We start from the raw sequence: 579 nt of genomic DNA on the forward strand, positions 1-579 counted from the left end.
CTACCGCAAATTCCATAGGTAATTTGTTCAATACTTCCTTGCTAAAACCATTCACGATCAAGGCGATCGCTTTTTCTGTATCGATCCCCCGCTGGTTGCAGTAAAAGATCTGGTCTTCCCCGATCTTACTGGTAGTTGCCTCGTGTTCTACCCGGGCGGTTTTGTTTTTAGCTTCTATATAAGGGAAAGTATGCGCTCCACATTTATTGCCCATTAACAGGGAATCACACTGGGAGAAATTTCTCGCGTTTTCTGCTTTAGCATTGATCTGTACTAGACCCCTATAGCTGTTCTGGCTTCTTCCTGCAGAAATACCTTTGGAGATGATCGTACTCTTAGTGTTCTTTCCAATATGTATCATCTTAGTCCCGGTATCTGCCTGCTGATAATCGTTGGTCACGGCAATGGAGTAGAATTCTCCCACCGAATTATCACCTTTCAATATACAACTCGGATATTTCCAGGTCACTGCCGATCCTGTTTCTACCTGCGTCCAGCTTATTTTGGCATTGGCTTCACAAAGTCCGCGTTTAGTTACAAAGTTGTAAACTCCGCCTTTTCCTTCCTTGTCACCGGGAT

1 protein-coding gene is annotated in these 579 nt (G+C 44.2%); it reads right to left on the reverse strand.

Features of this window, described 5'->3' with window-relative positions; translation table 11 throughout:
• Positions 1 to 579 (reverse strand): SufD family Fe-S cluster assembly protein (locus HC176_RS15825; RefSeq protein WP_209309746.1); only part of this gene is annotated, 579 nt, incomplete at both ends.

It is taken from the genome of Tamlana crocina, assembly GCF_012037625.1.